This window comes from Duganella sp. Leaf61 (assembly GCF_001421905.1).
Lineage (GTDB): Bacteria > Pseudomonadota > Gammaproteobacteria > Burkholderiales > Burkholderiaceae_D > Rugamonas > Rugamonas zoogloeoides.
This window is the reverse complement of the sequence record NZ_LMLM01000033.1, coordinates 200126-225067: the sequence shown is the minus strand read 5'-3', so window position 1 is coordinate 225067 and position 24942 is coordinate 200126. Positions and strand designations below refer to the sequence as shown.

The following is a 24942-nucleotide window of genomic DNA, read 5'->3' as shown; positions in this document are numbered from 1 at the left end:
CTAGGTTGAACTGTTAATCCGGAGTTTGTCGATGCAACGATGGCGCGCCACGCTGGCCTTGCTTTGTTTTGTTCCCCTCAATGCAGCGCTGGCGGCCACGGCGGCGCCGGTTCCCTTGGCCGGCGCCGAACTGGCCCGCATGCAGGCCCAGGCCAAGCGCGTGACCATCGTGCGCGACAAGTGGGGCATCCCCCACGTGTATGGCAACAACGACGCCGACGCCGTCTTTGGCCTGCTGTACGCCCAGGCCGAGGACGATTTCCGCCGCGTCGAACGCAATTACATCAACGCCCTGGGCCGCCTGGCCGAAGTCGAAGGCGAGGCCGAGCTGTACCGCGACCTGCGGATGAAGCTGTTCATCAACCCGGACTTTCTCAAGGCCCAGTACCGGCAAAGTCCCGCCTGGCTCAAAAAGCTGATGGTGGCCTTTGCCGACGGCCTGAATTACTACCTGGCCACGCATCCCGAGGTCAAACCCGACCTGATCACCCGTTTCGAGCCGTGGATGGCGCTGGCCTTCAGCGAGGGCAGCATCGGCGGCGACATCGAAACCATCGATATCAAGCAACTCGAAGCCTTGTATGCGCATGGCGCCCACCCGTTGATGGCGCCGATTTTGATGGCGGAGCAGGGGAGCGACCTCGATCACGAGCCGGGCGGCTCCAACGGCTTTGCCATTGCGCCGGCGATCACCAAAAACGGTCACGCGCTGTTGATGATCAACCCGCACACGTCGTTCTACTTCCGCCCCGAAGTGCAGGTGCACAGCCGCCAGGGGCTCAATGCCTACGGCGCCGTGACCTGGGGCCAGTTCTTCGTGTACCAGGGTTTTAACGACCGGGTGGGCTGGATGCACACGTCGGGCGGCGGCGATGTCATCGACGAATACCTGGAAACCATCATCGACCGCGATGGACAATATTTCTACCAGTACGGCAACGAGCAGCGGCCATTGCGTGCGGTCGATATCGCCCTGCCTTACAAGACCGCCAGCGGCATGGCCAGCAAGACGGTCAAGGTGTACTACAGCCACCACGGGCCCATCGTGCGCGCCAAAGACGGCAAGTGGGTTGCGGTCAAGCTGATGAACGAGCCGCTGAAGGCGCTGACGCAATCGTTCCTGCGCACCAAGGCGCGCAACTACAAGGAATTCTATCAATCGATGGAATTGCGTACCAATTCCTCGAACAACACCGTGTATGCGGATGCGGATGGCAATATCGCCTATTTCCACGGCAATTTCATCCCGCGCCGCAACCCGAAAATCGACTTCAGGCACCCGGTCGATGGCAGCGATCCGGCCACCGAATGGCAGGGTTTGCACGCGGTGAAGGAAACCATCACGTTGTTCAACCCGAAAAACGGCTGGATCTATAACACCAACAACTGGCCCTACACGGCGGCCGGCCCGTACAGCCCCAAGGCCAGCGACTATCCGGCGTACATGTCGATGAATCCGGAAAATCCGCGCGGCATCCACGCCGTGCGAGTGATGGAAAACCGCAAGGACTTCACCATCGACAGCCTGATCGCGGCCGCCTACGACAACCAGTTGCCGGCGTTCGAGCCGCTGCTGCCCCAACTGTTCGCGGCGTACGATGCGTTGCCGGCCGGCGACCCGCTGATCGCGTCATTGGCGCCGCAAATCGCCGCGCTGCGCGGCTGGGATATGCGCTACACACTGGAGTCGGTCCCGACCTCGCTGGCGATTTACTGGGCGCAGGATCTGACAGCCGCTTTCGGTCCGGCCGCCAAGGCCCGGGACGTGCTGGTGCTCGATTACATCGAGGCCGCGCTGACGCCGCGCCAGCGCCTGGAGGGGCTGGTGCGGGCGTCGGACAAGCTGACGGCCGACTTCGGCACCTGGCAAACCGCGTGGGGCGAGATCAACCGCTTCCAGCGCCGCACCGGCGACCTGGTGCAGCCGTTCGACGACAGCAAGCCCAGCCTGCCGATTCCGTACGCGTCGGCCAACTGGGGCGCGCTGGCGGCCTACGGCATGACCTCTAGACAAACCACCAAGCGCATCTACGGCGAACGCGGCAACAGCTTTGTCGCCGTGGTGGAGTTCGGCCCGCGCCTGAAGGCGCGCAGCATCCTGGTGGGCGGCCAGAGCGGCGATCCCGCGTCGCCGCATTTTGCCGATCAGGCCGGGATGTTTGCCAGGGGAGAGTTCAAGGAAGTGCTGTTTTATCGCGAAGACGTGGAGCGCAACGCCGAGCGCCGGTATCACCCTGGCCAGTAATAATTGTTGGTCATATGCAACGTTGTTAAATATTTTTTTGCGATGAATTCCAATATTGATATCGTAATCAATATGTCTTCATGGAAATATAGCCTCATCACTGCTGACAGCCGCTAAAGCCTTATCCTGCTTGGGTGCGTGGTTTTTAGATAACTGTTCGAGCTTGCGTGGCGCCACCTCGGATTGTGTCACAGCCGAATTTTGCCTGTTTATCAGCATTAATATTCTATATAAGAAATATTAATTTCCGCTGATATAGTGATATCTATAGGAATGCTCAAGGGCAATTCCACTGGCTTTCACTCACTTTGGCAAGGCACACTCCATGAAAAATCTTAATATCGGCGTCCGCCTGGGCATCGGTTTCGGCATCGTATTGCTGCTCCTGGCGGTCACTACCGCGATCGCGGTCCTGCGCATGCAGGAAGGCACGGCGCTCACGGACCGGCTCATCAACACCAGTTACAAGAACCAGCGCCTGGTGGCGGAGTGGGCCAAGGTCATCGAAATCAATGCGGTCCGTTCTTCCGCCGCCTGGCAGGCCAGTGACGCGGAAGATCAAAAAAACTACGAGGCCGGCATTGCCGCCGCGTCCGCCCGCGCGGGCGAGGTACAGGAAGAGATCAACAAGAGCATCCGCAACCCCGGCGTACGGGCCCAGTTCGACCAGGTGCTGCTCGCGCGCACCGCTTATATCGAAGCGCGCAAGCTGGTCTTTCAACTCAAGACCGCCGGCGACCTGGCGCAGGGCAAGATTGCCTACGATACCGGCCTGGTTCCCAAGGCTGCCGCCTACCTGGCCGAAGTGAACAAGCTGCAAACGCTGCAAGTGGCTGCTGCCAACGGCATTGCCAGCAACGTGCTGGACCTGTCGGTCTCCACCCGCAACGTCATCATCGTGCTGGGCCTGCTTGCGCTGGCGCTGGGCGTGGGCTTTGCACTTTACATCACGCGCTCGATCACCGGTCCGATCAACCGCGCACTGCAAGTGGCCGAGACCGTGTCCGCCGGCGACCTCACCAGCGTGATCGTGGTCGATAGCCGCGACGAGACCGGCCGCCTGATGCAGGCGTTGAAGACGATGAACGACAACCTGGTCACCATCGTGGCCCAGGTGTGCAGCGGCACCGACACCATGGCTACTGCCTCGGCCGAAATCGCGGCCGGCAACCAGGACTTGTCGAGCCGCACCGAGCAGCAAGCCAGTTCGCTGGAAGAAACTGCCTCATCGATGGAAGAGCTGACCGCCACGGTGCGCCAGAATGCCGACAACGCGCGCGAAGCCAACCGCCTGGCGCAGGACGCTGCCGGCGTTGCCAACCGGGGCGGCGCGGTGGTGGCCGACGTGGTCGATACCATGGGTTCGATCAACGAATCGTCGCGCGAGATCGTCGATATCATCTCGGTCATCGACGGCATTGCGTTCCAGACCAATATCCTGGCGCTGAACGCGGCCGTGGAAGCGGCCCGCGCGGGCGAGCAGGGCCGTGGCTTCGCGGTCGTGGCGTCGGAAGTGCGCAACCTGGCCCAGCGCTCGGCGGCTGCGGCCAAGGAAATCAAGGTCTTGATCGACGACTCGGTGCACAAGGTGGAAGCCGGCTCGGCGCTGGTGGACCAGGCCGGTCACACCATGAACGAAATCGTCCAGGGCATCGGCCAGGTGACCAGCATCATGGCCGAGATCACCAGCGCCAGTGCCGAGCAGAGCGCCGGCATCGAGCAGGTCAACCAGGCCATCACCGAGATGGACCAGGTCACCCAGCAAAATGCCGCGCTGGTGGAAGAAGCCTCGGCCGCCGCCGAAGCGATGCAGGACCAGGCGGCCGGACTGTCGCAGGTGGTGAGCGTGTTCAAGCTTGACGGCATGGCTCAGGCCGCCCCGGCACGCACCACCGCCAAGCCGGCGGCAGCACCTGCGCGTTTGCCGGCAGCAGCCAAGCCTGCCGCATCAGCATCAGCACCGGTCCGCAAGCCGGCGCCAGCCAAGGAAGAAGCGAACGAGTGGGAAGAGTTTTAAACAACGCCATTTAACAGCGATTCGTTTGCGCTGACTACATATCGAACTGGCCACCGCTACTACCGTGACTCCTGAGAGTTCTTTCAGGAGGTCACGTGCCCAGATATCTTGATGCCATTGCGGACAGTCTTGTCAGCGCGTTCTTGCGCTGGCAGCAAGATGTAGACAATTGGTTTGAAGTCGATCTTGAACTGCCATACGGCGTCGTACAACTTGCTGCCGAACTTGTGCTTGATCCACAGTCCGGCACGCTGGCACTGTTCGACGTTGCGATCTACCCGCTGGACGACATGATTTACCCGGTAGGCTCCTCGACCGTTGCATTTCTGGAAGCGATGCGCGACTTGCGGTATTTGGCGCGACAATACGGCTACGCCCATGTGCAAATTATGGGGGAACGCGTATCCAATAGTTCGTCCGCACGCCCTGGCCACAAAATTTGTGTTAGGTTGTGATGATAAGGAGGCCATATGAACACTCCCACCTATGAATATTTGCTTGCGGATATCAAACGCATGGCGTTTGCCACGCCGGAAGAGGCGCAGCGCTACCTGTGCCAATCGCGTGCGTCTGTCATTTTGGCTATCAGGGTAACCCGCGCTGCCTTCGGGCTGTCGCTGGGACAAGCCAAGAAAGTCGTTGACCGGCATCCTGTGTGGCATCAGAAAGCCGTATTGGGCGGCCGTATGCAAAACGTCGCGATGAAGGTCGCATTGCGCTATGGCGAACAATGCGAGCAGAGAGATCTGCTGCAGCGCTAAGTTATCTTTGCTGCTCGTATCAGGTCTGGATCAGATTCTCCGACTCTTCTCTCGTCAATAGCGGCGGCTCCACCTCCGGCACGCCGGCCACCAGCTCCAGGTTGTCGATATTGTTGTTGCGTACGTTGCCGTCCTTGTGGCGCACGCTGGTGTAACGCTTGGGGTTGGGCAGGTACACTTCGGCCACCAGTTCGTGCACGTAGAACTCGCCGGTTCGGTTGCCGCCGCGCAGCTTGACGCGCAAGCCGTCCGGGTACAGGGTGGGGCGTACCGCGCTCACCTTGGGCCCGGCGCACATCAGCACCCGGCCGTCGCGCGAGATCTTGTACATGCCACTGCCGGGGATGGGCTTGGCGCTGGCCACGGTGATCGAGTACAGCACCCCGAGGGCCAGGACGCCGGCGATAATGAAGACGATTTCCATCTTGGTGGGTGTGGTTGTGGTGATGGGGCGATACTAGCAGCTATATCGCATCGAGCGAGCGCCGAATATCGGCCTTTAAATCCCCTATATCTTCGATTCCAACCGACAACCGTATCAGACCGTCGCCGATGCCGAGCTGCGCGCGCTGTTCGGGCGGGATGCTGGCGTGGGTCATCAGCGCCGGATGCTCGATCAGGCTCTCCACGCCGCCCAGGCTTTCGGCCAGCGCAAATACCTGGCAATGCTCGAGAAAACGCCGCGCACCGGCCAGGTCGGTGTCCAGGTCGATCGAGATGATGCCGCCGTAACCGTCCATTTGTCGCTGCGCCAGCGCGTGCTGCGGGTGCGAAGTCAGGCCCGGATAGAATACGCGCCGCACTTCGGGCTGCTGTTCGAGCCAGGTGGCCAGTTCCAGCGCGCTGCGGCAATGGCGCTCCATGCGGATTGCCAGCGTTTTGACCCCGCGCAGTATCAAAAAGCTGTCGAACGGTCCGGCGATCGCCCCGACCGAGTTTTGCAGGAAGCCGAGTTGCTCGCGCCAGCCTTGCTGGTGCGGCGCGCCGCCGACGATGGCGATGCCGCCGATTACGTCGGAGTGGCCGTTCAGGTACTTGGTGGCGGAGTGGACCACGATGTCGAAGCCGTGTTCGAGCGGGCGCTGCACCAGCGGGCTGGCGAAAGTGTTGTCGGCCACGGCAATGATGCCGCGCTCGCGGCAAATGGCCGCAATCGCTCCGAGGTCGACCAGCTTGAGCATCGGATTGGTCGGGGTTTCGACCCATACCATTCTGGTTTCCGGGCGCAGCGCGGCCAGCAGGTTGGCCGGGTCGGTGAGGTCCACGTAGGTAAAATCGTGGCCGCTGCTGCGCCGGCGCACCCGTTCGAACAGCCGGTACGTGCCGCCGTACATATCGTCGCCGGCAACGATGTGAGACCCGGCGTCGAGCAGTTCGAGCACGGTGGAAATCGCTGCCAGGCCCGAGGCAAACGCGTACGCCTGGGCGCCGCCTTCGAGGTCGGCCACGCAGCGTTCGAGCGCCCAGCGCGTGGGGTTGTGCGAGCGGCCGTAGTCGAGACCCTTGTGCACGCCCGGGCTTTCCTGGACGTACGTGGAGGTGGCGTAAATCGGCGGCATGATGGCGCCGGTGGAAGGGTCGGGCGCCTGGCCGGCGTGGATCACGCGGGTGGCCAGCGCCTGCTTGAGATGGTCGTTCAAGAGAGCTTCCTTCGCAGGTGGTTGAGCAGGTCGAAGCGCGTGATCAGGCCGTAAAAAATATCGCCATCGGCCACGACGGCGGTGAGGCCGCTGTCGAGCACGGCGCGTAGTGCGTGCAGGTCGGCCTGCGGGTGAAGGATGTCGAGCCGGCGCGTCATGGTGTCGCCCACGGTGCGGGCAAAGCGTTCGGGGTGCGTATCGACCGCCAGCAGCAGGTCCGATTCGTCGATGATGCCGGCCAGCTTGCCGCCGGCAATCACCGGCAACTGCGCCAGGTCGGCGGCGCGCATGCGGTTGAAGGCGATCAGCAGCGAGTCATCGGGGGTCACGCTGACGACCTGGCCGGCGTCGTAGCGGCGCCCGATCAGGTCGCGCAAGTCGCGCTCGGGCGCATGTTCGATCAGGCCCTGGTCCTGCATCCAGCCGTCGTTATAGACCTTGGACAGGTAGCGGGTGCCGGTGTCGCAGACGAAACTGACCACGCGTTTCGGCACCGTTTGCGCGCGGCAGTATTGCAGGGCTGCCGCGAGCAGGGTGCCGGTGGACGAGCCGCCAGCGATGCCTTCCTCGCGCAACAGGGTGCGCGCGGTGTCGAAACTTTGCTGGTCGGTGATCGTATAAGCCTGCCTGACGCCGCCGAAGTCGGCAATGGCCGGAATGAAATCCTCGCCGATGCCTTCCACGGCCCACGAGCCCGACGTCTCCCTGACGTGGCCGGTGGCGATGTACTCGGCCAGGATGGAGCCGGCCGGATCGGCCAGGATGAAGTCCACCTGCGGCGCCACGCGGCGGAAGTACCGGGTGAGACCGGTGAGCGTGCCCGAGGAACCCACGCCGACCACGATGGCGTCGATGTCATGGCCCATCTGCTCCCAGATTTCGGGGGCGGTGGTGGTTTCGTGGGCGAGCGGATTGACGGGATTGTTGAACTGGTCGGCAAACCACGCGCCCGGCAATTCGGTGGCGAGGCGAGCGGCGAAATCCTGGTAGTACTCGGGGTGGCCCTTGCCCACGTCCGAGCGCGTGGTGCGCACTTCGGCGCCCAGCGCTTTCAGGTGCAATACTTTTTCGGCGGACATTTTGTCGGGCACGACCAGCAGCACGCGGTAGCCTTTCAGGCGTCCGACCAGCGCCAGGCCGAGGCCGGTGTTGCCGGCCGTGGCTTCGATGATGGTGCCGCCCGGCTGCAGGCGGCCATCGGCCTCGGCCGCTTCGATCATGGCCATGCCGATGCGGTCCTTGATGGAGCCGCCGGGGTTTTGCGATTCGAGCTTGAGGAACAATTGGCAGGGGCCGGTGTCGAGACGGGTAATCTCGACCAGTGGCGTGTTGCCGATCAGGGAAAACAGTGCGGGTGCGGACATCCGGGTCTCCTTGGCGTAAGAGAACGGCAAGTATGCCCTTTTTTTGTATGGCACGGTTGATGGCGTCTATAATCGCGCTCATTCTTTTTTGCGCGCCCCCGCGCTGCAGATTCACCCTATTTTGGAACGTTATGGCTAGTCTTCACTTCAGGTATTCGGCGATGAACGCAGGCAAGAGTACCTACCTGCTGCAAGTCGCGCACAATTACAAGGAAAACGGCATGGAGGTACTGCTGCTGACCTCCGCGCTTGATGGCCGCGACGGCTTTGGCGTGATCGCCTCGCGCATCGGCCTCAAGAGTGAGGCCACCACCTACAGTGCCGACACCGACTTTGCCGCGCTGCTGCAGGATGTAAAAGTTGCGTGTGTGCTGATCGACGAGGCGCAATTCCTCACCGTCGCGCAGGTTCATCAATTGCACTGGTGGGTCCACACGACCAACACGCCGGTGATGTGCTTTGGCCTGCGGTCCGATTTTCAGGGCAATCCGTTCCCCGGCTCGGCAGCCTTGCTGGCGCTGGCCGACAGCCTCGAAGAAATCAAGACCATCTGCAAGTGCGGCAAGAAGGCGACCATGAATATCCGCACCGACGAGCACGGCGTACGGGTGCGCGAAGGCGATCAGGTTCTCATTGGCGGCAACAGCGCGTACCGCCAGGTGTGCGCGCGTTGCTTCTATACCGTGGCCTGATGGCCGGCTACATTTGCCGAAAATGGTGCAGGTAGTTGCGGCTGACCGGCAGCACGGCCGGATGCGCCTTCAGATGCAGTTCGGCAGTCTCGTTGACGCCGCGCACCACTTCACGCACGCTGCCCAGGTTGACGATGACCGAGCGATGCGTCTGCACGAAGCGGGCGGGATCGAGTTCCTCGCTCAGTTCGCGTATGCTCTTGCGAATCAGCGCTTCGCCGTCCGTCCAGGCCACCAGCGTGTATTTCTCGTCGGCGCGCAGGAACAGCACCTGGTCCACCGGGATTAGCCGCACGCTGTTGCCCACCGACGCCTTGATCCAATGCAGCCATGACGTGGCCGGGCTTGGCGCGCGCTGCGCGTAGCGCTCGGCCAACTGGTCGAGCACGATATCGAGCGCCACGCTGGCCTGCTTGCGCGCACGCAGCCGCGCCACGGTGTCGGCCAGCCGGGCTTGGTCCACCGGTTTGACCAGGTAATCGATGGCGCCTTGTTCGAATGCTTGCACTGCGTATTGTTCATAGGCGGTCACGAACACCAGGTGGGCGCGCCGGCCCAGCGCGCGCGCCGTCTCGATCCCGTTCAGGCCGGGCATGTGAATGTCGAGGAAGACGATGTCGGGGCGGTGCACGGCGGCGAGCTCCAGCGTTTCCGGGCCGTTGCGGGCATCGGGCGCCAGATGTAGCTCTGGCCATAGCCGCGCCAGCATGCCGCGCAGGCGTTCGCGCAGCAGCGGTTCGTCGTCCGCGATCAGGGCAGTGGTGCGGGTCATGGTGATCCTGGTTGAAAATGCAGTTCCACGCGCACGCCATGCGGCGCTTGTTCGTGGATGTCGAGCCGGGCGCTGGCGCCATACAATGCTTGCAGCCGCGCTTGCAGGTTGGAGAGGCCGGTGCCAGGCTGCGCCGTTTCCGCCATGCCCACGCCGGTATCGGCCACCCACAGCACGACCTTGCCGGTGGTGGTATCGGCCTCGCCGCCGACGTCGATGCGGCCGCCCGCCATGCCGGGATCGATGCCGTGGCGCACGGCGTTTTCCACCAGCGTGAGCAGCGCCATGGCGGGGAAGCGCAGCGGTTCGAGCGCCGGCAGGCTGGCGACCGTGAAGTGCAGCCGGTCCGGCATGCGCATATGCATCAGTTCCAGGTAGGTGCGCACCAGTTGCAGCTCGCTGCCCAGGGTGGCGTCGGCGGCGTTCAGGCGCGGCATGGCGGCGCGCAGGTAGGCGATCAGGTGGCGCAGCACGGGGCCGGCATTGGGCGAGCCGGCGTCCACCAGCGCTTCCACGTTGGCCAGCGTGTTGAACAGGAAGTGCGGTTCGATCTGCGCTTGCAACAGGCGCAGGCGTGCATCCGACAGTTCACGCTCCAGGGTGTTTTTTTCCAGCTCCACTTGCAAACGGTCGGCGCGCTCTCGGGCCAGCCGCTCGCCGCGCATGGCCAGCAGGGACACGGTCAGCCCGAAGAGCAGCGCCAGGCCCATCATCATGATGTGACCGGTGAGTATTTGGACGTCGTTGAAATACGTGAGCACGCCCCAGCCTTGCGTGAGCACCGCCGAACCAAGCGAGGCGAACGGCGCCATGACGATAATCGCCAGCAACCGCGCCGCGCGCAGCGACAGCCAGCGCGGCTGCAGCGCACCGGCCGCGCTATACGCCAGCAACAAGCTGGCACCGACAAAACCGATCCGTGCCAGCACTGCCAGGAACGCGGTGCCGGATGCCTTGTGCAGCAGCCACGACAGCGGCAGCACGATGGCGGCCACCACCAGCGCCTGGCGCCGGGTGGGCAGCAGGGCGGGAGCGGGGCGGGTAATCGCAGGGGCAGTCATCGACCCACAATAACCGCAATGGCGCCGCCATTCAAGCCCCCGTCGTTCAACCCTGATTTTCCGTCGTTCGTCGCACCGATGCCGGCATGGACTTGCAGGCCGTGGCTACGGCTGGCTATCGTGGACGCAACACAACAACGATGGAGCACGGCATGACCAGGATGCGAATCCCCCTGTTTGCACTCGACACCGCCGCCCGGCTGTGGTTCTTGGTCACGCTGGCCGGGCAACTGATCTTTGGCGCCTATATTGTGGCGCTGTATGGTGGCGCCATCGCGCGCGGCGACCCGGCGCGCTGGAATGCCGTGATGACGCACGGCCATGTCGTGGGGGCGACCGCAGACAATGCCGCCGTGGCCGTGCATCTGCTGCTGGCGGCGGTGATCATGCTGGGCGGTGCATTGCAACTGGTGCCCGGATTGCGCACAGCCTTGCCGCGCCTGCATCGGTACAATGGCAGGATGTATTTGCTCGGCGCCGTGCTGGCTGCCATTAGCGGCCTGTACATGATGTGGTGGCGCGGTGCTGTGGGCGACCTCATTCAGCACATCGGCACCAGCATCAATGCGCTGCTGGTACTGCTGTGTGCTTACCAGGCCTTGCGTCACGCACTGGCGCGGCGCATCGACGTGCACCGGCGCTGGGCGCTGAGGCTGTTCCTGTGCGTGAGCGGCGTCTGGTTTTTCCGGGTGGGGCTGATGTGCTGGATCGCCCTGAACGGCGGCCTCGCCGGGTTCGATCCGGCCACTTTTACCGGGCCGGCGCTGAGTGTGCTGGCGTACGCCCAGTACCTGGCGCCGCTGCTGGTGCTGGAAGCATACCTGCGTGCGCGCCGCAGTGCGCAGCCAGCTTGGCAGGTGGCGGCTGCGGCGTTGGTGATGTGTTCGACCGGTCTGATCGCCGTGGGCGTTGCGGTGGCGACTGTCGGGATGTGGTTGCCGCAGTTGGTTGGCGGCGCCAACAACTGAACTTAATGGCAGTGGTGGCCCTATCCAAAGACAGAATACAAGGTGGTATGCGATGGTGTCCAATGGTGGTATCAGCTCACGCACAGCGCGAGCAGTACCAACCACCCGAACGACAACCTGCCAGGAGCACCACGTGAAATCCGATCATACCCCAAGCGACACCGTTACCTCGCGCCGTACCGCCATCGTCGGCAGCCTCGGCGTTGCTGCCGCAGCAGTCGCGGCCACTTTGCCGGCGGCATCGTCGGCCGCCACGCCAGCAGGCCGCAGCGCTACCATGGACAGCGGCTTTGTCACCGTCAAGGACGGTGCCCAGATCTTCTATAAGGACTGGGGCCCGAGGGACGCACCAGTGGTGTGGTTCCACCACGGCTGGCCGTTGACGTCCGACGACTGGGATGCCCAGATGATGTTCTTCCTGCAGAACGGCTACCGCGTGATTGCCCACGACCGTCGCGGCCATGGCCGCTCCACCCAGACCGACAAGGGTAACGATATGGACACCTACAGCTCGGATACCGCCGAGCTGGTCGCTGCGCTGAAAGTCAAGAAGGCCATCCACGTGGGCCACTCCACTGGCGGCGGCGAAGTGGCGCGCTACACGCGCCAGCATGGCAAGGGCCTGGTTACCAAGGCTGTCCTGATCAGCGCGGTACCACCAATCATGGTCAAGTCCGCCACCAATCCGGACGGCGTGCCGCTGTCGGTGTTTGACGATATCCGCAAGGGCACTGCGTTCAACCGCTCGCAGTTCTACATGGACTTGACGATCCCGTTCTACGGCTTCAACCGTCCGGGCGCGAAAGTGTCGGAAGCGGTGCGTAACAACTGGTGGCGCCAGGGCATGATGGGCGGCGTCAAGGCCGCCTACGATTGCGTGTTCCAGTTTGCGCAAGTGGACTTTACCGACGACCTGCGCGCGATGGACATGCCGGTGCTGGTGTTGCACGGTGAAGACGACCAGATCGTGCCATTCGCCAATAGCGGCGCCAAGTCGGTCAAGCTGGTCAAGAATGGCAAGCTGATTTCGTACCCAGGCTTCCCGCACGGCATGCCCACCACGCACGCCGACGTGATCAACGCCGACCTGCTGAAGTTCTTCAAGTCGTAATTACCGTCCTGCTGTTGGCGGCGCGCCGTAGTAGTCGGGCGCGCCGTCGGCGCTGATGTCGATGCGGTCCAGGATGAAACCGGGATCGAGCGCCACCACCTGGATGCGGTGCGCGCCTTTGGCCAGCTGCGGCCGCTCCAGGGTGCGCACCGCCGTGTTACTCAGCACATTCTGTTTCCATTCATCGCTGCGGCCGAAGGTGCGGAAGTCCAGCACTTCCCATGGACCGTCGTCGATGCGCACGCCGATCCGCAGGCTGTTGGCCGATGTCAACGGATGCACGGGTACTGCCACCAGCTTGATCTTCGCGCTGGCCGTATTCTTTTGCTCGAAGCGGTAGTCGAGCGGGGCAAGCTTGGCCGCTTCCTCCACCGTCATCGAGGCCATGTCGAGCCGGCTGCGCAAGGCATCGCCGTTGCTGCCCAGTCCCGGGACCATTTCCCACGCTGCATTTTTGCCGCTTGACGCCGCCGCCAGCGAAATCACCGGCACCTTGCTGACGGGTAGAGCAATCGCCTTGGCCGGCGCCGGGTAGGTCGGAAATACCGGCGCGTGGAACACCGGCAGCCGGCGTGGCGCCAGGTCCATCATGTGTTGCCATTTGCCGCCGGCCAGCGCGTTATATCGGGCGGTGTCGGCCACCAGCGCCGTGTGCGCGGCCCTGGCTTGCTCCACCTGCTCCTGGGCGCCGGCCTGGCTTTGGCGCGCCATGGCTGCCGCCAGTTCCAGCTTGAGGATGCGGGCATTGAGGTTGGCGCTGGCGCGGATCGGGTATAGCACCAGTTCGAAGTAGGCGTCCTGGCGATCGGCCGGCAGGGCGGCGCCCAGCTGTTCCGCTTGTTTGGTCAGTGCTTCGTAGCGGGCCAGGCGGCGGCGCGCCTCGTCGCCACCGGTGCGCAGGTAGGCGTTGACGCCGTTCGGCGTGGTCGGCTCGGTCTGACCGAAACCCATGAACTCGGGCCGGCGTTCCCAGGCCAGGTCGTAGTACTCGCGCTTGAGCGCGGCCAATGCGTCGGCCTGCTGGCTGCCGAACTGCGCTGCGAACCAGGCGCGCTGGTGCTGGTCGGGCGATTGCGCAATCTGCGTGTGGTCGAAGGCGAGGTCGAGGAAATACTGGGTCAGGTATTCGAGCGGCTTGATGTCGCCCACGTTGACGATCCACATATTGCGGGCGCCGGTCTGCCAGGCGCGGTCGAGCTGTTCGCGCACCAGCGCCGGCCGGGTGGTGCCGAGCCACAGGTAGTCGTGCGGCCGGCCCCAGTACGACAGGTGGTAATAAATGCCGGCGCCGCCCTGGCGGGCGCGTTCCTGCGGCGTGTTCAGTTGGGCCAGGTAGCCGTAGTTGTCGTCGGGCCAGACGATGGTGGCGTCGCCCGGCACCTTGAGTCCGGCCTTGTACAGGTCCAGCACTTCCTTGTACAGCGTGAGCGCCTGCGGTATCTCGGCGACCGCTTTGCCGGTCGATTTGGCCAGCATCTGGCGTTGCAGGCCGACCACTTCGGCCACCGCGTCGCGCGCCTGCTCGGTGCTGCCAGCACCTTCCATCGGCGAATCGTGGATGCCGCGCACGCCGAGGCTGTAGATATTCTCGTAGTCTTTGACTTCATCGACGCGGCGCTGCCAGTAATCGAGCATCTTGTCGCGGTTGGTGAAGAAATTGAATTCGCCGTCTTCCTTCTTGCGCCACTCGCGTACGTTGTTGCGCATCATCGGCTCGGCATGCGAGGTACCGACCACGATCGCGTAGTCGCGCGCCATCTCCGGGTTGCCGGCAATCTGGTAGAACGGCTTTGTACTGTCGTGCATGGCTGGCCAGATGGTGTTGGCTTTCAGTCGCCACAGCAGCTCGTAGATGCGCGCATAGGTGGCCGGGCCGATGTCCTTGGCTGCTTTATCGTAGGTCTTGGCGGCCCACGGTTGCAAACCCCAGTCCTCGTCGTTGAGGAAAATGCCGCGATATTTCACGGACGGCGGTGCCGACAGCACGGCGCGGTCATCGACCGTGATGCTGGCCTGCTTGCGCGGCGCTACATCGGCCCACCACTCCCAGCTCGATACGCCCAGCTCGCGGGTCAGGTCCACCACGCCCCAGGTGGCCCCGCGCGCGTCCGATCCGGCAATCAGCAGGTAGGTGGTGGCGCCGGCTGGCACCACTGCGCGCCGGTAGCGTTCCCACTGGCCGCGCAGGTCGCTTAGTGCCAGTTTGGCGTCGGCCGCGATCTTTGCCACCTGCGGTGCGTCGTGCCGGCCGAGCACGATGCATACCCGGCCGCAGTCGGCCAGGCTGGTGCCGACCTTCGGCATCACGCCGCTGACCGCTTGCAGGTCGCGCGCCAGCAGGCGGGCGGCCAGGGCGGCGGTGGGCGTGTCTTCATGGACCACGGTGGCGACCTGTTTGCCGTCGTACAGCGTGAGGGCGCTGGCGGGGAGGGCGGCCATCAAGGCCAGCACAACGGGAATGATCCGCAGCGCGATAATGGTGGGAGTGCTCATCTGTTCCTGCTAGGTGGGTGACGCGACGAAAGAGATGGCAGATAGTACAAGAAGCCCAATTGCTGTACTAATGTTTTACCAAAGTGCTCAATTGAGTGATTAAATACATGCTTCTTGGCTCATATCCTTAATGCAATTTAGTTGCGTTGCATGTAGAATGCAAGTCTGTTGCGTTTAATTTGTGGAGCATTCATGTCTGTCGTTCGTCCTTCGCGTCTTGCCGTTTGCCTGGCTGCCGCCTATCCGTGGTTTGCAGTGGCTGGTCCGGCCGAGGATACCTCCAATGCCGCCGAAGTGACCGATGTGGTCAATGTGGTGGCCGCGCGCCAGCCGTATCGCAGCCTGTCTGCCACCGGCGCCACCAAGACCGAGACCGACCTGAAGGACTTGCCGCAGTCGGCGCGCGTGCTCACCGCCGACATGCTGGGCGACGCTGGCGTCACCCGCCTCGCGGACGCACTGGACATGGGCAGCAGCATCGCCCGCCAGAACAACTTCGGCGGCGTGTGGGACAGCTACTCGGTGCGCGGTTTTACCGGCGACCCCAACTACGGTTCCGACTTTCTGGTCAACGGCTTCAGTTCCAGCCGTGGTTACAACGGCCTGCGCGATATCGCCAACGTGAACAGTATCGAAATTCTCAAGGGCCCGGCTGCCGCACTGTACGGCCGCGGCGAGCCAGGCGGCATCATCAATATCGCCACCAAGAAGCCGCTGTTCCAGCCGTCTTACGCGCTCGAGCAATCGGTCGGCAGCCATGATACGTACCGCACGGCGGTGGACCTGACCGGCCCGCTGGGCGAGAACGTGGCCTACCGCCTGAACGGCTCGTACGAAAAAGGCCACAGCTTCCGCGACTTCGTCACTAGCGAGCGCCATTTGTTGTCGCCGTCGGTGATCTGGCGCATTTCCGACGCCACCACGCTGTCGTACGAACTCGAGCAAGTCGAGCAGAAAGGCAATTTCGACCGTGGCGTGGTGGCGGTGAAGGGCGTGCTGGGCCTGATCCCGAATTCGCGCTTCCTCGGCGACCCGGCCGACGGTCCCACCACCATCAAGTCCACCGGTCACCAGGTGTTCTTGCAGCACGACTTCCAGGAAGGCTGGTCGCTGCAAAGCGGACTGTCGTACCGCAGCAGCGAAATGAAAGGGTTTTCCAGCGACGCCACGGTGTTGCAGGCCGACGGCCGCACCCTGTGGCGCCAGCGCCGTTTCCGCGATTTCTCGGGCCAGGACTGGTCCGGCCGGGTGGAGCTGCTCGGCAAGCTCAGTACCGGTGCGATGCGCCACAACGTGCTGTTCGGTGTCGATGGCTACCGTTTCGTCGATGATCGCCTGCAACTGCGGCGCAACCCGAGCGCGGCCGCGCCGTACAGCATCGACATCTACAATCCGGTCTATGGCGGCGCGCAGCCAACCAACCTGGCGCGCTCGATCGATACCCGCGAGCAGCAATGGTCTACCGGCGTGTACGTGCAGGATCAGATCGATTTAAGCAAGCAATGGAAAGCGCTGCTGGGCGTGCGGCGCGACGCCTATCGCCAGCGCATCACCAACGCGCTGCTGGCCGGACGCGTCAACGAACAGCGGATCGAAGCGACCAGCCCGCGCGCCGGCCTGGTGTACCAGCCGACCAGGCAGGTGTCGCTGTACGTATCGGCGGCCAAGTCGTTCCGGCCCAACAGCGGCATCAGCATTGCCAACGAATCGTTCCCGGCCGAGAGCAGCCGCGCCTACGAGGCGGGCGTCAAGTTCGACACGCCTGACGGCAAACTGAGCAGCACGCTGGCCGTGTACTCGATCAGGAAGGAGAACGTATTGACCGTCAACCCGGTCGATAACAACTTCTCGCTGGCCGCTGGCGAAGTGGGCAGCAAGGGCGTGGAGCTCGACGTGGCGGGCGAGGTTGCGCGCAAGTTGCAGCTGTCGTTCTCGTACGCGTACACGGATGCGACGATCTTGCGCGACAACGTGCTGGCGGTGGGCGGCACGGTGGCCAATGTGCCGAAGCAGAGCGCCAACCTGCTGCTGGTGCGCGAATTCAATGTGCTGGGCAAGCGCGCGTCGCTCGGTGGCGGGCTCAATTACGTGGGCGAGCGCAATGGCGACGTGGCGATCAGCCGCAGCTTTGTTTTGCCGGCGTACACCACGGCCAAGCTGGTATCGTCGTTCGACGCCACGCGCCAGTTGCGCCTCTCGCTCGATATCGACAACCTGTTCGACAAAGTTTATTATCCGAGCGCCTATCAGCAAACCTGGGTGGCGCCGGGCGACGAGCGCCGCGTGACCTTGAAAGCGCACTATAAATTTTAACGGGTGGATATGAATGTAGTGAAGAATGCGCGCGTGGCGTCGATCGACGTCATGCGCGGGCTGGTCATGATGATCATGATGCTCGACCATGTACGTGAAACGTTTTTCCTGCGCTGGCAGGTGACCGATCCGATGGACGTGGCGCAGACCGAGCCGGCGCTGTTCTTCAGCCGTTTTGCCGCCCATTTTTGTGCGCCGATGTTCGTGTTTCTCACCGGCTTGTCGGCGTGGTTGTACGCCCATCCGTCGGCCGGACCGCGCCCGGCCACCGGCTTTTTACTCAAGCGCGGCTTGTTCCTGGTCGTGCTCGAAGTGCTGGTGGTGAGCGTGGCATGGACCGGCATCTTTCCGGCCCCCACGATTTACTTGCAGGTGATCTGGGTGATCGGCCTGGCGATGATCGCACTGGCCTTGCTGCACCGGTTGCCGCGCGCGGTGCTGGCCGTGATCGGACTGGTCATCGTGGGTGGTCACAACCTGCTCACACCGGTGACGTTCGCGCCCGGCGACTGGGGCTATATTCCATGGACCATCCTGCATGACCGCGGTTTCCTGGTGGCGGAGGGCGCCTTGAAAATCAAGGTCAGCTATCCGCTGCTGCCGTGGATCGGCGTGATCGTGCTCGGCTACGTGGCCGGGCCCTGGTATGCGCGCACGGTGGATTCTGCGCGCCGCCGCAGCCTGCTGGTAACTGCGGGCGTGACCGCACTGGCCGGGCTGCTGGTGCTGCGCGGCTTGAATATCTACGGCGAAACGCTGGACTGGACGACGGGCGAGACCGCGCTGCGCACCGTGATGTCGTTCCTCAACGTGACCAAGTACCCGCCGTCGCTGGCGTTCCTGCTGCTGACCCTGGGTGTCGGCCTGGTGGTGCTGGGCTGGCTGGAGCAGCGCGATAACCTGTTCCTGCGCGTGTGCGCCTCGTTCGGCGGCGCGCCGATGTTCTATTACCTGCTGCACCTGTTCCTGCTGCTGGGCTTGCAGAAGCTGGCCGTGGCCATGTTCGGCGCCAATTATGGCAGCCGCTACGAGTTTGATCACCTGTGGCAGGTGTGGCTGTTGTCGGCGGCGCTGATCCCGTTGCTGTACTGGCCGTGCAAGGCGTTCGCCGCGTTCAAGCGGCGCACCAGCATGGGGTGGGTGCGGTATTTGTAATGACGTTAGGCATCGACCACGATTCGATACAGCCGAGTAATTGAACTTCACTCAACGTTGGTATAACGTTAATCACACAACTTGATCGTCGCGCGGTTTGACATTTGAGAACAGGTGATTACAATGAGTGGAGACATTCACAAAAAGACGGCGAAACAAACGGCGGCTTATCGCTGCTGGTTCAACGCCATGCTCGACCGCGTTGCCAAATCTATCGTCGCCAGCCGGGTGGAGCGCCTGCAGATGGGCCTTTACGGCGACGTGAAGTCGTGTGGCGAGGGCGTTTCTGAAATACGCATCGACTTCGGGCCCGGGTACCGCGTGTACTACACCGAGGCCCTGGACAACACCATCCTCTTGCTGTTGATGGGAGGAGACAAGTCCACGCAAAAAAGAGACATCAAGGATGCGAAGAAGATGTTGGCAGACATGAAGCGGCTGCTTGCCGAGAATAAGCGCAAAACATGATGGCAACGTCAGCCTGCGCTACTGATCCAGACGAAGCAAAGGAAATAGCCATGACCAACGATGACAGCAAATACCTGCTCGACAGCCTCGATGGTATCGAGGGACTGACCGACTTCAATGTCGTTGACTACCTTACCAGTCCTGAGGCCATCGCGGCCTACATCAATGATGTGATCTCATCCGGAAATTCGGACCTGATGAAGGAGGCCATCAAAAATGTCCTGCAAGCGAAAGGCGTGGCGAAAATCGCCGAGCAATCGGGGCTCACGCGCGAGGGGGTATATAAAGCGCTGCGGCCGTCAAGCAAACCGCAGTGGGATACGATCCGCAGCTTGCTGACCGGCCTGGGGCTCGAAGTGCGCGTGGTTGCGATCGGCGAGAGCAAAGGACCGGCACTGGCCGCCTGAGGTATGAATATCGCATGAAAAATGGCCGCCAGAGCGATCTGGCGGCCATTTTTATAGTGCGAGCAGCTCGATCAGGCGCGGGTTACCGGCGTCTTGAATTCGAAGCGCTTGATGTCGCCTACCATGAACACGTAGCACAGGATGGCCACCGCAGCGTTGGCGCCGACGAATACCAGGGCGCCGGCGAACGAACCGGTTGCTTCCAGGATGTAGCCGATCACGATCGGAGTGGTGATGCCAGCGGTGTTGCCGAAGCTGTTGAACAGTGCGCCGCTCAGGCCGCCTGCTTCTTTCGGCGACGTATCCGCCACCACCGCCCAGCCCAGCGCACCGATGCCTTTGCCGAAGAAGGCCAGCGCCATCACGGTAATGACCAGCCAGTCCGCATCCACGTAGTTACAGATAACCATGGTCATGGCCAGCAGCATGCCGCTCACGATCGGTATCTTGCGCGCCTTCGACTGCGAATAGCCACGCTTGATCAGGCGGTCGGAAATCACGCCGCCCAGCACGCCGCCGAGGAAGCCTGCCAGCGCTGGCAGTGCGGCCACGAAGCCCACTTTCAGGATCGTCATATGACGTTCTTTCACCAGGTAGATCGGGAACCAGGTCAGGAAGAAATAGGTCAGCGTATTGATGCTGTACTGGGCGATGTACACACCCAGCAGCATGCGGCTGCCCAGCAACTGACGGATTGCCGACCAGGTATCGATCTTGGCGCTGGGTGCGTTCTTGTCCTTGGTCTCGAGGTCGATCAGCGCGCCGCCGGCGGAGATGTACTCGAGTTCGGCCTTGTTGATGTTCGGATGGTCTTTCGGACCATACACCAGCTTGAGCCAGAAGAACGACATCACCACGCCCAGGCCGCCCATCACGTAGAACACGCTTTCCCAGCCGTGGGCGTGGACCAGCCAACCCATCAACGGGCCGAACAGGACGGTAGCGAAGTACTGCGCCGAGTTGAAGATCGCTGCCGCCGTGCCGCGTTCGGCGGTCGGGAACCACGAGGAGGCCAGGCGGCTGTTGCCGGGGAAGGAAGGGGCTTCCGCTGCGCCAATTGCCAGTCGCAGGCAGAACAGGGTGGTGAGGGCGGCGGCGCCGGTCAGGAAGCCGACAGTGCCCATCAGCATGGTGAACACGGACCACAGAAAAATACTGAAGAAATACACGATCTTGGTGCCGAAGCGGTCGAGCATCCAGCCGCCCGGCAGTTGCGCCACCACGTAAGACCACGAGAAGGCCGAGAACACATAGCCCATTTGTACCGGCGTCAAGCCGAGGACGCGCGTCAGTTCAGGTCCGGCGATACCGATGGTGGAGCGATCGGCGTAATTAATGGTGGTAACCGCGAACAGGATGGCCAGAATCAGCCAGCGTACCCGCGTTGCTTTTTGTTGCTGCGTTGCCATGCGTGGATCTCCTTCTTATCAATATGCGCCGATCATAACGCACATATCAGACATCATACAACTGGATATATGAAATATTCATACCCGTCATACAAACCCGACGCGAGGCTGACTTAATTCTTACAAATCAACAAGTTAAACGTTTTCCTATTTGCTTTAAGTTGTACGATGACGTATGAGAGTGAAAGGGGGCGAAGGGAAGGGGCGGTGGCAATGCGGCGGGAAACGGGCCGGCTACCGGGGGCGGTAGCCGGCCCGCAGGCATCAGTGGCCGGCGTGAGCGGGGGCGTTGAGCGGTTTGACGACAGCCTCGACCTTGATGCTGCTGCGCACCTTGGCCGCATCCTCGATTTCCAGCACCAGCGGCACCTTGTCGCCGTCCTTGAGCTGCTGCTTGAGCTGGAACAGCATCAGGTGGTAGCCGCCTGGCGTCAGCGCCACAGGTTTGCCGGCCGGCAGCTCCAGCACCGGGATCTGGCGCATGCGCATCACGTCGTCCACCATCTTCATTTCGTGCACTTCGACCGTGCCGGCGACCGGCGAGCTGACGGCTACCAGGCGGCTGTTCTTGGCGGCGGTCAGCGTCATGAAGGCGCCCGTGACTTTTTGCGCGGCCACGGTGCCGCGTACCCACGGTTGATCGACGGTCACTTGCGACCAGGCGGGTGCGGCAGCCAGCAGGGTGGCCCCCAACATTACGGAAACGATGGTTTTCATTGGAACAGTCCTTGTAAGAAGCCCGGTTTTCTCGGGTTGATCAATTGGCGCAGGTCGTCGGCGCATTGCTGAGCGGTCTGGTCGTGCTTGAGGCCCAGGCGTATCTTGCCGTTGGCGTCAAACACATACGTGATGGCCGTGTGGTCCATGGTGTACGACCCACCGCTAGGCACTTTTCGATACATGATCTTGAAGTCTTTTGCGGTCCTGGCAGTTTGCTCGTCGGTGCCGCGCACGGCAATAAAGGTTGGATCGAACGCCGCCATGTATTCGCGCAGCAGCGGCCCGGTGTCGCGCTCGGGGTCGATGGTGGCGAACACGATCTGCAGCTTGTTGCCGTCGGCGCCCAGCAGGCGCTTGATTTCCACCGCGCGCGACAGCGCCGTCGGGCACACGTCCGGGCACTGGGTGAAACCGAAGAACAGCAGCACGAACTTGCCGCGAAAATCGCGCAGCGTGGCCGGTTTGCCGTCCGGGTAAGACAGCAAATAATCGGGGCCGATGGCGGCGCCGGTAAGGTCGATCGCGGTAAAGCCGCGTGCCTGCGCCGCCAATGGCAGGGCGGCCAGCGGCAGCGCAGCTACGGTCGAGAGAAAGGAACGTCGTCGCATAAAACTCCTGGTAATGTCTGGATGACGCCGGTGCGGGCACCGGCGCAAGGGCAGGGTTCAGGCGAACGAGGGCGGGGCGCGGGGACGGGCATCGGGCCAGGCGCAGCAGGGCGCTGGCGCCGTATAACCTGGCGCGGAGAAAACTGCTGAGGCGGCAATGGGTGCGCGCAAGGCCACGGGCGCGGGCGGCGGCGCGCCAGCCAGGCTGGCGCACAGCGCGCAGTGTTTCAGTTGGTGCCCAGCGATGGGAACCTGTTGCTGGCCGTTGCGGGCAGGGGTGCTGTACACATTGCCGCTGGCGCTGCATACCTCGCCGGCAATCGCGTCGATACCCGGCGCCACCATTGCCTGGCCCAACGCGGGCCACAGCAAATTGAGCATGAGCGCCAGGCAAACGATCAGGCTGATGTTGCGACGCTGGGAAAGAAACTGGGGCATGGCGCGATTATAAAGTAAAAAAAGCCGCCACCGCTGGTGCGGGGGCGGCCTGTATCGGGGCAGTACCGGTTACTTCAGCGCCAGTCGCGACGGCGTAGCTGCTGGCGCCCTGGCGGCGCCGGCATTGCTGCCGAGGTTGAAGATGCGCACCACTTCCACCAGGTCGTGGGCCTGGTCCTGCAGCGCAGCGGCGGCAGCGGCGGCCTGTTCCACCAGCGCGGCGTTTTGCTGGGTTACTTCGTCCATCTGGTGGATGGCGTCGTGCACCTGGCCGATGCCGGCGCGCTGCTCGTCGCTGGCGCTGCTGATCTCGGCCATGATGTCGGTTACGCGGCGCACGCTTTCTACTACTTCCTGGATGGTGCTGCCGGCTTCGGCCACCTGGCGGCTACCGACGTCCACCTTGCTGACCGAGTCGTCGATCAATTCCTTGATTTCCTTGGCGGCCGTGGCCGAGCGTTGCGCCAGGTTGCGCACTTCGGTGGCGACCACGGCGAAACCGCGCCCCTGTTCTCCGGCGCGGGCCGCTTCCACTGCGGCGTTCAGCGCCAGTATGTTGGTCTGGAACGCGATGCCATCGATGACGGAAATGATGTCGACAATCTTGCGCGACGATGCGTTGATCGAGCCCATGGTATCGACCACCTGCGCCACCACCGCGCCACCCTTGGCGGCGATGCCGGAGGCGGCCATCGCCATCTGGTTGGCTTGCGCCGCATTGTCGGCATTCTGGCGCACGGCGCCGCTCAGTTCTTCCATCGAGGCAGCGGTTTCTTCCAGGCTCGACGCCTGTTCTTCGGTACGGCTCGACAGGTCGAGGTTGCCGTTGGCGATCTCGGTGGCGGCGGTGGTGATCTGCTCGGCGCCGGCGCGCACCTGGCCCACCACGCTCGACAGGTTGCTGCTGATGCCGTTCAGGGCGCGCACCACCAGGCCGATCTCATCCTTGTTATGGATTTCCAGGTGAACGTCGAGGTCGCCCTTGGCGATGCGGTCGGCAGCCTGCTCGGCGCGGGCCAGCGGCCGCGATACCACGGTGCGCACCAGCAGGAACAGCACCACGGCAAAGATCACCAGCGCGGCCAGACCGATCAGCGCGTAGCGATTGCGCAATGTTGCCGCTTCGCGCGTGATTTCGTCGGTATAAGTGCCGCCGACGATCAGCCAGTTCCAGTCCTTGAAGGTGTGGAACTCGACCATTTTCTCGCGTGGCGCTTCGCCGTCGGAAGCGGCCCAGTTATAGGTCATGCCCCCCGATTTGGCTTCCAGCATCTCGCGGATGATGGCATGGCCGTCGGTGCTCTTGATGTCGATCAGATTGTCGCCTTCACGCTTCGGGTGGACCAGCGCCGTGCCCTGTTTTTCGCCCTTGGCGGCATTGATCACGTAGATGTAGCCGGTGTCGCCGATCTTGATCGCCTTGATCTTTTGCTTGAGCATGTCCATGTTCTTGGAGATGTCGAGGCCGATGAACAGCACGCCGATCACATTGCCGGCGCCATCCTTGATCGGATCGTACTGGGTGATGAACTGCTTGCCGAACAGGGTAGCTAAGCCGATATAGCTCTGGCCGTTGCGCAGCAGCGGATAGCTGGGGTGGGCGTGGTCAAGCTGGGTACCGACAGCGCGTTCGCCGTTTTCCTTTTTCAGCGACGTGGTCACGCGCACGAATTCGGCGCCGTTGGCGGCAAAAATGGTGGCAATGACGCCGGTCTCGTTGGTGAACTTGTCCGGGCCGGTGAAGTCGAGATTGAGCGCCTTGCCGCCGTGGATCAGCGACGGCGTCGGTTTGCCGGCGATCTCGACCGTGTTGGCCGTGTCCAGGCTGAACTTGCCGTCATCGAACTCGGATGCGAACAGGCGCGCAAAGCTCGATGCCTCGTTGGTCATGGCGTTGTTGAACACCTCCACCGTGTTGCTGATGCCGTGCAGGGAGTTGGCCACGTTGGACTTGGCGCGCTCGGTTAGCATGGTGGACGTGCTGTGGTTGATCAGGACCAGTATCACGGCCATGATCACGGTCATCAGCGCGAATGTAAACACGGTGATCTTGGTGCCGACGCCCCAGTCGCGGGGATTCATCAGGGATTTGCTCATTGGATTCTAATATTTCGGTAACGAGTCGTTCGAAAACGGCGTATGCCCCCGAAGTGCGGGAGCGCTGCTTGAGGCCAGGGAAAACATGCGCCTCACGCAGTGAGGCGGGCAGCCACCGCCGGGGTCGGGGGCGGTGCCATCATTGGATGATGAAACTGCTATCAAGCGAAATTTTAGCAGGATTTTTCTGCTAGGCAATCATT

Annotated in this window: 22 protein-coding genes; 11 read left to right on the top strand and 11 right to left on the bottom strand. The window is 62.7% G+C overall.

From position 1 onward, the window contains the following. The first annotated feature begins 31 nt into the window (after window positions 1-31). The 4 genes from ASF04_RS26130 to ASF04_RS26115 all read left to right on the top strand — a co-directional run bounded on the left by ASF04_RS26130 (window position 32) and on the right by ASF04_RS26115 (window position 5023). On the top strand, window positions 32-2245 hold the full coding sequence (locus tag ASF04_RS26130) for an acylase (protein ID WP_056148490.1): 2214 nt from the start codon (window positions 32-34) through the stop codon (window positions 2243-2245). Window positions 2246-2570: 325 nt separating this feature from the next. Further along, window positions 2571-4262: a methyl-accepting chemotaxis protein gene (locus ASF04_RS26125; RefSeq protein WP_056148486.1), complete on the top strand. Its 1692-nt coding sequence runs from the start codon at window positions 2571-2573 to the stop codon at window positions 4260-4262. A gap of 95 nt (window positions 4263-4357) precedes the next feature. Then, window positions 4358-4717, top strand: coding sequence for a hypothetical protein (locus ASF04_RS27725; RefSeq protein ID WP_156368779.1), 360 nt, complete (start codon window positions 4358-4360; stop codon window positions 4715-4717). A gap of 15 nt (window positions 4718-4732) precedes the next feature. Then, complete coding sequence (locus ASF04_RS26115) at window positions 4733-5023, top strand: hypothetical protein (protein ID WP_056148480.1); 291 nt, start codon at window positions 4733-4735, stop codon at window positions 5021-5023. Between the two features lie 19 nt (window positions 5024-5042). Here ASF04_RS26115 and ASF04_RS26110 read toward each other — a convergent pair whose 3' ends face one another. From ASF04_RS26110 to ASF04_RS26100, 3 genes are read right to left on the bottom strand one after another with little or no spacing between them, the layout of a single operon-like run. After that, entirely contained in the window at window positions 5043-5447 is a 405-nt protein-coding gene (locus ASF04_RS26110) for an HNH endonuclease (protein ID WP_056148478.1), read from the bottom strand. A 40-nt stretch (window positions 5448-5487) separates the two neighbouring features. Next, window positions 5488-6663, bottom strand: a complete 1176-nt coding sequence (locus tag ASF04_RS26105) for a PLP-dependent aspartate aminotransferase family protein (RefSeq protein ID WP_056148477.1) — start codon at window positions 6661-6663, stop codon at window positions 5488-5490. Further along, window positions 6660-8027, bottom strand: a complete 1368-nt coding sequence (locus ASF04_RS26100; protein ID WP_056148475.1) for a pyridoxal-phosphate dependent enzyme — start codon at window positions 8025-8027, stop codon at window positions 6660-6662. The genes ASF04_RS26105 and ASF04_RS26100 overlap by 4 nt, the downstream gene beginning before the upstream one ends. Before the next feature lie 131 nt (window positions 8028-8158). Here ASF04_RS26100 and ASF04_RS26095 point away from each other — a divergent pair, with 131 nt between their 5' ends. Further along, complete coding sequence (locus ASF04_RS26095; protein ID WP_019920678.1) at window positions 8159-8719, top strand: thymidine kinase; 561 nt, start codon at window positions 8159-8161, stop codon at window positions 8717-8719. Between the two features lie 7 nt (window positions 8720-8726). On the opposite strand, the gene ASF04_RS26090 is transcribed toward ASF04_RS26095, so the two are convergent. Together ASF04_RS26090 and ASF04_RS26085 are read right to left on the bottom strand one after the other, a co-directional pair. Further along, complete coding sequence (locus ASF04_RS26090) at window positions 8727-9491, bottom strand: LytTR family DNA-binding domain-containing protein (RefSeq protein WP_056148473.1); 765 nt, start codon at window positions 9489-9491, stop codon at window positions 8727-8729. After that, a complete protein-coding gene (locus ASF04_RS26085) occupies window positions 9488-10552 on the bottom strand; it encodes a sensor histidine kinase (protein WP_056148472.1) in 1065 nt (354 codons plus the stop codon). Before ASF04_RS26085 ends, ASF04_RS26090 begins: the two co-directional genes overlap by 4 nt. 152 nt (window positions 10553-10704) lie before the next feature. On the opposite strand from ASF04_RS26085, the gene ASF04_RS26080 reads away from it, so the two are divergent. Beyond that, a complete protein-coding gene (locus tag ASF04_RS26080; protein ID WP_056148469.1) occupies window positions 10705-11520 on the top strand; it encodes a DUF2306 domain-containing protein in 816 nt (271 codons plus the stop codon). A 277-nt stretch (window positions 11521-11797) separates the two neighbouring features. Continuing rightward, the gene (locus ASF04_RS26075) at window positions 11798-12631 is read left to right on the top strand and encodes an alpha/beta fold hydrolase (protein WP_200931151.1); all 834 of its coding nucleotides are present in this window, start codon (window positions 11798-11800) and stop codon (window positions 12629-12631) included. On the opposite strand, the gene ASF04_RS26070 is transcribed toward ASF04_RS26075, so the two are convergent. Continuing rightward, entirely contained in the window at window positions 12632-15124 is a 2493-nt protein-coding gene (locus tag ASF04_RS26070) for a glycosyl hydrolase 115 family protein (RefSeq protein ID WP_056148463.1), read from the bottom strand. Window positions 15125-15316: 192 nt separating this feature from the next. Here ASF04_RS26070 and ASF04_RS26065 point away from each other — a divergent pair, with 192 nt between their 5' ends. From ASF04_RS26065 to ASF04_RS26050, 4 genes are all read left to right on the top strand, one after another. After that, complete coding sequence (locus tag ASF04_RS26065; RefSeq protein WP_056148460.1) at window positions 15317-17437, top strand: TonB-dependent siderophore receptor; 2121 nt, start codon at window positions 15317-15319, stop codon at window positions 17435-17437. Between the two features lie 9 nt (window positions 17438-17446). Further along, the gene (locus tag ASF04_RS26060) at window positions 17447-18592 is read left to right on the top strand and encodes a DUF1624 domain-containing protein (protein ID WP_056148457.1); all 1146 of its coding nucleotides are present in this window, start codon (window positions 17447-17449) and stop codon (window positions 18590-18592) included. Between the two features lie 123 nt (window positions 18593-18715). Further along, window positions 18716-19060: a type II toxin-antitoxin system RelE/ParE family toxin gene (locus tag ASF04_RS26055; RefSeq protein WP_056148454.1), complete on the top strand. Its 345-nt coding sequence runs from the start codon at window positions 18716-18718 to the stop codon at window positions 19058-19060. Window positions 19061-19110: 50 nt separating this feature from the next. Continuing rightward, entirely contained in the window at window positions 19111-19467 is a 357-nt protein-coding gene (locus ASF04_RS26050) for an addiction module antidote protein (protein WP_056148451.1), read from the top strand. 71 nt (window positions 19468-19538) lie between these two features. On the opposite strand, the gene ASF04_RS26045 is transcribed toward ASF04_RS26050, so the two are convergent. The 5 genes from ASF04_RS26045 to ASF04_RS26025 form a co-directional block, all read right to left on the bottom strand. Then, window positions 19539-20876, bottom strand: a complete 1338-nt coding sequence (locus ASF04_RS26045) for an MFS transporter (RefSeq protein WP_056148448.1) — start codon at window positions 20874-20876, stop codon at window positions 19539-19541. A 264-nt stretch (window positions 20877-21140) separates the two neighbouring features. Then, the gene (locus ASF04_RS26040; protein WP_056148444.1) at window positions 21141-21593 is read right to left on the bottom strand and encodes a copper chaperone PCu(A)C; all 453 of its coding nucleotides are present in this window, start codon (window positions 21591-21593) and stop codon (window positions 21141-21143) included. Beyond that, window positions 21590-22204 carry an SCO family protein gene (locus tag ASF04_RS26035; protein ID WP_056148442.1) on the bottom strand — a complete coding sequence of 205 codons (615 nt, stop codon included), beginning with the start codon at window positions 22202-22204 and terminating at the stop codon, window positions 21590-21592. Before ASF04_RS26035 ends, ASF04_RS26040 begins: the two co-directional genes overlap by 4 nt. A 57-nt stretch (window positions 22205-22261) precedes the next feature. Beyond that, window positions 22262-22642, bottom strand: a complete 381-nt coding sequence (locus ASF04_RS26030) for a DUF2946 family protein (RefSeq protein ID WP_056148439.1) — start codon at window positions 22640-22642, stop codon at window positions 22262-22264. Window positions 22643-22711: 69 nt separating this feature from the next. Continuing rightward, a complete protein-coding gene (locus ASF04_RS26025; protein WP_056148437.1) occupies window positions 22712-24739 on the bottom strand; it encodes a methyl-accepting chemotaxis protein in 2028 nt (675 codons plus the stop codon). Window positions 24740-24942 lie beyond the last annotated feature (203 nt).